The organism is Halomonas sp., assembly GCF_014859505.1.
Lineage (GTDB): Bacteria > Pseudomonadota > Gammaproteobacteria > Pseudomonadales > Halomonadaceae > Halomonas.
This window is the reverse complement of record NZ_JACUUD010000130.1, coordinates 1-7,168: the sequence shown is the minus strand read 5'-3', so window position 1 is coordinate 7,168 and position 7,168 is coordinate 1. Positions and strand designations below refer to the sequence as shown.

Below are 7,168 nucleotides of genomic sequence, written 5' to 3'. Positions count from 1 at the left end.
TCTGCCCCTGCTCATGGCGACCATGGCCAGGCTCACCACGGCGGCGAGCAGGTCGGCGAGCAGGTCGACGAGCAGGCCGACGAGCAGGCCGACAACCCGGCGGTGCAGGCCTATCGGGAGGCCAATGACCGCATGCATGAGGACATGATGGTCGGCTTCACCGGCGATGCCGACGTGGACTTTGCGCGCGGCATGATCCCTCACCATCAGGGGGCCATCGACATGGCCAACATCGTGCTGGAGCACGGCGAGGATGAGGAGATCCGCCAGCTGGCGGAGGAGGTCATCGCGGCCCAGGAGGAGGAGATCGCCTTCCTGCGCGACTGGCTCGAGTCCCACGGCCACAGCGTCGACTGACCTCCCTCGTCAGCTGATGCTACGCTTCGCAGGCGGCCTACGGGCCGCCTGCGCGCGTTAGCGCTCGGCACTCGGCAATCGACAAGGAGGCTTCGATGACCCTGCTGACCTGGATCGGCATCCTGCTCTGCCTCAGCCAGTCGGCGATGTTCTCGGGGCTCAACCTGGCCTTCTTCTCGATCAACAAGCTGGAGCTGGAGATCGAGGCGCGCCGCGGCAACCCGCGGGCCCGGCGGGTCAGGGCGCTGCGCCACGATGCCAACTTCCTGCTGGTCACCATCCTGTGGGGCAACGTTGCCGTCAACGTGCTGCTGGCGCTGCTCTCGGGCTCGGTGATGGGGGCCGTCGCGGCCTTCCTGTTCTCCACCGTGGTGATCACCCTGCTCGCCGAGATCCTGCCCCAGGCCTACTTCTCGCGCCATGCCCTGCGCACGGCCGCGCTGCTGTCGCCGCTGATTCGTGGCTACCAGCTGCTGCTGTGGCCGGTGGCCAGGCCCACCGCCTGGGTGCTCGACCGCTGGCTGGGCGGCGAGGCAATTCCCTACTACCGTGAGCGCGATCTCCACCAGTTGATCCGCCTGCACATGGAGTCCACCGAGACCGAGATCGACCGGGTCGAAGGGCGCGGCGCCATGAACTTCCTCTCGCTGGACGATGTGCCGCTCGGCCGCGAGGGTGAGCCGCTGGCGCCCGAGAGCCTCCTGACGCTGCCCTTCGACGGCGAGCGGCCACGCTTTCCGCCGCTGACGCGTGATCGCCACGACCCCTTCCTGCGTCGGCTCGAACGCGCCGGTACCAGCCGTGCCGTGCTGGTGGATGAGGCCGGCACCCCCCGGCTGGTGGTGGACGTCAACGCCTTCCTGCGCGCGGCCCTGTTCGACAGCGGCGAGTTCTTCCCGCTGGCCTACTGCCATCGACCGATCCTGGTGCGTGACCCGCGCACCCCGCTCGGCGAGGTGATCGGCCGCTTCCGGGTGCGTCCGGTGCACCGCGAGGACGATGTGCTCGACGAGGATGTCATCCTGCTGTGGAACGAGGCGCCGCGTATCCTGACCGGCTCCGATGTGCTGGGCCGCTTGCTGCGGGGAATTGTCCGCCAGGGGGCGGAAACCGACTGAGGCACCGCTTTCACGGGGCAGAATTTGGGCTATGCTGTGCGCCCATTTCCCACTGAATGAGCCGTCGGGAGGCAAGCAACGGTGAGCGGTCTGATCTACTGGCTGGACATGGCGGGGGTGATCGTCTTTGCGCTGTCGGGCGTGATCCTGGCCTGCCGCTCTCGCATGGACCCATTCGGCATGCTGGTGCTGGCAGCGGTGACCGGCATCGGTGGCGGCACCCTGCGCGATCTGGTGCTTGGGGTGCGGCCGGTGTTCTGGGTCACCGACCCTACCTATCTGTGGGTCATCCTGGCCACGGTGGGCCTCTCCATTCTGGGCTTTCACTATATCCATCGTCTTTCCCGCGGCTTTTTGCCGGTGGCCGATGCCTTCGGGCTGGCGCTGTTCGTGGTGATCGGCACCCATAAGGCGCTGCTGCTCGAGGCCCCCGGGGTTGTCGCGGTGCTGATGGGGTTGCTCACGGGGGTGGCCGGCGGCATGGTCCGGGACATCCTGGCGCGCCGGGTGCCCATGGTGCTGCGCGAGGAGATCTACGCCACGGCGGCCATCGCCGGTGGCATCACCTACGTGGTGCTGGATGCCCTCTCGGCACCCGTCACCCTGACCATTGCCCTGGCGCTGCTGGTGACGCTGGGCCTGCGCCTGGCCGCCATCTACTGGCAGCTGGCACTACCGACCTTTGCCTGGGTAAAGATCACACCTGTGCCGCCTTCCGGGGAAGAGAGCGGCGAAGGCGAGGCACCTCCCGAAGGGGCTCGCCCCAAGGTGCGGGTCAGGATGATCCGGCCGGATCAGTCGAGGCGCCGGCCCAACAAGCCATGAGGCGGGCAGCACACCTTCGCTGGAGCGACCATACGTGCTGGCCAGGCAGGTAGGCTATCCACTGGCGTTGCCGATTCGCGATGCCCTGGTCGAGGCGGTGGACGCCGATAGCGGCATCATTCCCTCGACCGAGGGGAGCACCGACCTGACGCGCGGGGAGCACCGCAATGTGCTGGACAGCATGGTGCTGCGCTGGCCGGGAACACCGACTCCTGAGCCGGCGATGTCTGCAGGATTGTTATGAATAGAGCAAGCTGTCCGACGAGCTCCGACGTATGGCGTCCAATTGGGGTTCCAGTTCTTCCTTGATATGCTGATAGAGAGGCAACAAGGACCTGTGCATACCAGCCTCCGCCTGCTCGCGGTTAAGGCAGTATGCGCTGCGCTTACCGTGCAAGTTAATTGGCTCACCAACTTGAGTGAAATGAAAGCCTGACATTGCAAGAAGGCGACGAAGCTTTGGCTCCATCATCGCAAAGCAAAGTTGCTTGCCCGTCATGCGTCCGAGTGCATACCCGGCTAGAAAAAGGCCGCTGATCAATAATGAAAAGATTTCTTTTTCTTCCGCCGTGAATGCATGTGGGTTATCGGTGATACCTGGCACTTCATTGCCCTTGAGACGCAGCCTAAATTGCCGAGCGATTGCCAGTCGTGATATTTCATAATAACTGTCCTTTGGCAGGTTGTCAGGATGAAGATTTGACTGGAATAAGCTCTCTCCGGCATAGGATTGAAGTGGCAGCTTGTCGAGAGGAGGTGGTGCGTCAGGTTGTGGGATTACAAGTCGAGTACATGCGGCCACCATTCCCGTACGATGATGGCGAATCATGCAGTGAAGTGCGTCATGATCAAAGATATCGTATTCAAGCCGCTTGATAGGATCAACCGGTTCAATGCCATGAAGCTCTTCACAGTAGACGTCGTGCCGAAGTCGATAAACTTGCTGCCTTTCCAGATCGCTTGTTGCGATCTGGAAGCTAAAGTCTCTCATGAAACGTTCCAGTAGCGACTTCACTTTTTCGCTATCATCGACATTTGATGCAAGTGGCTTCATTCTGTCACCTTAATTTAAAAAAGTATTTTTGACATGTGGCTGTCTAGGATTTTCCATATTTATTATGATTATAATTCGCCGGCTTAAAGAGATCTTGAATTATATGAGGCTTGCCTAGATAGAAGCCTTGGCCATAAGCAATGCCATACGAATTTAGCAAAGGTATCAGCGCTTCCTGGTCGACAAACTCGGCAATGGCCTGCTTGCCGAACCCGGCGGCAATATCGGCGATGGCCTTGACGATCACGCGGCTATCGGCATTGACCGCCAGGTTGCGGATAAAGCTGCCATCGATCTTGATGTAGTCCACCGGCAGCTGGCCCAGGTAGTGGAAGCTGCTGAAGCCCACGCCGAAGTCATCCAGGGCCGTGCGGCAGCCGATGTCCCGGATGGCCTGCAGTACCCCCCGGGCCGTGGAGAAATCTGTGACAGCGGCGGTCTCGGTGACCTCCAGGATCAGGTACTCGGGATCGGCGCCGCTGGCGGCAATCTCGTCGGTGAGATATTGCGTGAGCTCGTTTTCATGCAGGGACTGCCCGGAGAGGTTTACCGCCAGGCTAATCCCTTTTTCCTGTACCCGGCTCAGTGCCCGAAGGCTGTGGCGCAGGACCCAGCGGTCCACGGCGATGATCTGCCCGCTGCGCTCGGCTACCGGGATAAAGGCAGCCGGCGAGATCAGGCCACCCTGCTCGTCGCGCATGCGCAGCAGCACCTCGTAGTGGCGCACGTCACGGTCCTCAAGGCGCACGATGGGTTGCACCATCAGCTCGAAGGCATCCTCCTCCAGCGCGCGGTGCACGCGCTCCTCCCAGTAGACCCGCTGTTGCAGCTCTTCGCGGGCGCCCTGCGCGGTGGCCAGCAGGTGCCAGCGCTGGGTGCCGGAGGCCTTGGCCTTGTACATGGCCATGTCGGCACTGGCCATCAGGTCGATGGGGTTGTCGGCATGGTCCGGGAAGAGGGCGATACCGGTGCTGGCCGAGATCCGGTGGCGCCGTTCCGCGGCCACAAAGACTGTGCCCTCGAGGATCTGGCTGATCTGCTGGGCGATGCGCACGGCAAGATCGGCATCCGCGTCCCTGAGCAGCAGGGCGAACTCGTCGCCTCCCAGGCGGGCGATAACGCCCCGGTGGCCGAGCTCCTCGGTGAGCACCCGGGCCACCTTGCGCAGCAGCTGGTCGCCGGCCTGGTGGCCGCAGAGCTCGTTGACATCCTTGAACTGGTCCAGGTCCATCAGCAGCATGGCCCCGCTCAAGCCATGCTTGAGCGCTGCACCGAGGGCCTCCTGGAAGTAGCGGCGGTTGTAGAGCCCGGTCAGGGGGTCGCGTTCGGCCAGCCAGGTCAGGCGCGCCTCGGCGGCCTTGCGTTCGGTGATATCCAGTCCGACCGATATCCTCCCCGGCGCGGCCCCGTTACTCCCGGGGAGCGGGGCATGGTACCAGGCGATGGTGTGCTGCTGGCCATCGGGGGTAACCAGCGGGCGCTCCTCCAGGTGCGGAGCGGCAAGGGGCGGGCCAGAGGAGGACTGACCCGGCGCGAAGACATCCTCGAACAGGCGATTCAGCAGCGCTTCCTCTTCGGTATCCATGACCGTCAGCGCATAGTCATTGACCAGGCTGATGCGGCCACTGGCGTCCTGGGTCACGATGAAGACCCGGGCCGTGTCCAGCAGGCTGCCGATGAAGTCGCGCTCCCTGGCCAGCTCCTCGACCCGTTCGGCGAGCTGTTCGCCTCGGGCCGAGACCTCCTGTTCCAGGGTCTCGAGCTGGTCGGCCAGAGCCAGGGTGGTGCCCTGCAGCACGTCGATCTCGTCGGCCAGGATGCGCCGGGGGCGGGGGATGGAAGCCCTGGCCTCGGCGAATCCCCCCTGGGCCAGGGTGGGCAGCACGCTGGCGATTCGCCGTAGCCGGGCCATGGGGCTGAGCAGGATCGCCAGCAGCATCAGCTCGGCCACCAGCCAGCCGGCGAGACCTACGGCGACCAGCACCCGGGTGTCGTGGGCGATGGCCTTGATCTGGGGAGTGATGTCCGAAGCGAGCAGGAAATAGCCGATGCTGCGGCGGTCTTCGTCCTCGTCCATGCGCACCGCGCTGAGCTCGATGTTTCGGCCCCGATGCTCCAGGCGCAGAGGCTGGCGCTCCAGTCCGCGCACCGAGACCTGGGACGCGGCACTGCGCAGGATCGGCAGGTAGGCCTCCTGGCGGGTCATGGCGATAAGCTGTCCCCGCCAGGCGGGAATCACCCGCTCCTCCGGCAGTTCCGGGACGGCCGGGCTTCCCACTACCAGCAGCGCCACGTCGCTCTCGGAGACCTGCTGGGCCTGGCGAGTGACGTCGGCCAGGGAGCGAGAGAGGATCACGGCGCCGGCGCTCTCCCCCTCGACCAGCACCGGTACGGCCGCATACTGCCGACAGTCGCTGGAGCAGCGCAGGGCAGAGTGGGGCATCTCGTCGCGCAGCACGCGGCGCACCCACTCCTGGACGGGCCGCTCGTTGTGCAACTGCCCCTCGCCCCAGGCGGCCTGCTGGTTCGCGTCGATATCGTAGACGAGGATCTCGTCGATCCCTGCCTCCAGCTGCAGCGTGGGCCACTGGGTCTCCAACGAGTCGACCAGCATCTCCGGCTGGCCGACCTGGAGCGCCTCGCCCAGCCCCTGGCCCGAGGCCACCAGGGAGGCCAGCTGTCGCAGACCCTCCTCGGAGCGCTCCAGGGCCAGGCGGATCTCGCGGGCCTGGCGCTCGCCGTGCTCGGCGCGGCTGGTCTCGAACTGGCGAGTCAGGTTGGCATGCACCAGCCAGGCAAACAGCGCCACCAGCAGGACCAGAAGCAGGCTGCTGAGGGCGATCACTCGCCAGGTCAGGCTCAGGCGGCAGGGCCTTCGGTAGGGGGGGCGCATGGCAAGCATCGGACCAGTCAGAAGCGCAGGGAGAGCTGGAACAGCAGCATGTTCCAGCGGCGGCTGGTCTCGGCAGGGTCGGGGTTGTCCTGAATGGGAAGCCAACCTGTACCATCCACATGGTGGTACTCGGCAGCGAGCAGAACCCGCGGATTGATATTCCACTGAAGGCCCATGGTGTAGTCTTCCGCGAACTGGCTATGGGCCGGGCCCGCACCACTGGCCTCAAAGGCGGAGCCTGAACGATCGTCGCGGTTGTTGATCAGGCTGTCATAGCGTACCAGCCACTGCCAGTTCTCATGGAAGCGCCGGGTATACTGCACGTACCAACTTTCGCCAGTAACGTCGAAGTTGAGGAATGGGTTGGCAAAGCCCTCTAGCGTGGAACTCCTGATAGCGTATTCCCCGGTAAGACTCCAGTGCTCAGCGTTGTATTGTAAAGAGATCACCCAAGGCTGGAACTTGAAGTCACCGGAGTTCATTTGAGCGGTTTGAGGTTCGAATCTTACTCTGGCGTCAGCAGTACTGACTGCAGCGATGAACCGGCCACCATCATGTTCATATTTTATTTGTGCGATGGTAGATTCGCGCGGATTAAGCCGGCCTGGAGTGTTCTCTAGCCTCATGGTTCTGCGAAGATCATCCTCAGCCTGTGGCTTGCCTAATCCGATTTGTGTCCGCAGAGACCCTTTCGGCAAATTTTCTTCATGGTAGAGAGCAATGCCATCGCCAGAGAGTGCCAATGACCGTGTCCTGTCAAAATAGATCGACTGGGGCAGCAGGATGCTGGGGCGGGTAAAGGCCACGTCCCGGGTCTGGTTGTAGAAACCGAAGGGGTTCTTGCTGCGTCCGAGCTGGACCCCCAGGGTACGCTGCTGGTTGGAGACCATCTGATAGTCCACCAAGCCATAGTCGAGCATC

The 7,168-nt window shown here is 63.4% G+C and carries 7 protein-coding genes; 4 read left to right on the top strand and 3 right to left on the bottom strand.

All coding sequences use genetic code 11. From position 1 onward, the window contains the following. The 4 genes from IBX53_RS13480 to IBX53_RS13465 all read left to right on the top strand — a co-directional run. On the top strand, positions 1 to 357 hold a 357-nt coding region (locus tag IBX53_RS13480), incomplete at its 5' end, for a DUF305 domain-containing protein (RefSeq protein ID WP_290910080.1). Positions 358 to 452: 95 nt separating this feature from the next. Then, entirely contained in the window at positions 453 to 1,475 is a 1,023-nt protein-coding gene (locus tag IBX53_RS13475; protein WP_290910078.1) for a DUF21 domain-containing protein, read from the top strand. An 81-nt stretch (positions 1,476 to 1,556) separates the two neighbouring features. Then, on the top strand, positions 1,557 to 2,300 hold the full coding sequence (locus IBX53_RS13470) for a trimeric intracellular cation channel family protein (protein WP_290910076.1): 744 nt from the start codon (positions 1,557 to 1,559) through the stop codon (positions 2,298 to 2,300). A gap of 34 nt (positions 2,301 to 2,334) precedes the next feature. Further along, positions 2,335 to 2,544, top strand: a complete 210-nt coding sequence (locus IBX53_RS13465) for a hypothetical protein (RefSeq protein WP_290910074.1) — start codon at positions 2,335 to 2,337, stop codon at positions 2,542 to 2,544. On the opposite strand, the gene IBX53_RS13460 is transcribed toward IBX53_RS13465, so the two are convergent. The 3 genes from IBX53_RS13460 to IBX53_RS13450 all read right to left on the bottom strand — a co-directional run. Beyond that, positions 2,539 to 3,354: a PEP-CTERM/exosortase system-associated acyltransferase gene (locus tag IBX53_RS13460; protein ID WP_290910072.1), complete on the bottom strand. Its 816-nt coding sequence runs from the start codon at positions 3,352 to 3,354 to the stop codon at positions 2,539 to 2,541. The two genes, IBX53_RS13465 and IBX53_RS13460, sit on opposite strands and share 6 nt — an antisense overlap. 43 nt (positions 3,355 to 3,397) lie before the next feature. Further along, complete coding sequence (locus IBX53_RS13455) at positions 3,398 to 6,247, bottom strand: EAL domain-containing protein (protein ID WP_290910070.1); 2,850 nt, start codon at positions 6,245 to 6,247, stop codon at positions 3,398 to 3,400. Between the two features lie 17 nt (positions 6,248 to 6,264). Beyond that, on the bottom strand, positions 6,265 to 7,168 hold a 904-nt coding region (locus tag IBX53_RS13450; protein WP_290910068.1), incomplete at its 5' end, for a hypothetical protein.

Excerpts from the sequence above, each read along its gene's own strand:
- IBX53_RS13475 (WP_290910078.1), top strand. The coding sequence starts at position 453 with ATGACCCTGCTGACCTGGATCGGCATCCTGCTCTGCCTCAGCCAGTCG.
- IBX53_RS13460 (WP_290910072.1), bottom strand. The coding sequence starts at position 3,354 with ATGAAGCCACTTGCATCAAATGTCGATGATAGCGAAAAAGTGAAGTCG.
- IBX53_RS13455 (WP_290910070.1), bottom strand. The coding sequence starts at position 6,247 with ATGCGCCCCCCCTACCGAAGGCCCTGCCGCCTGAGCCTGACCTGGCGA.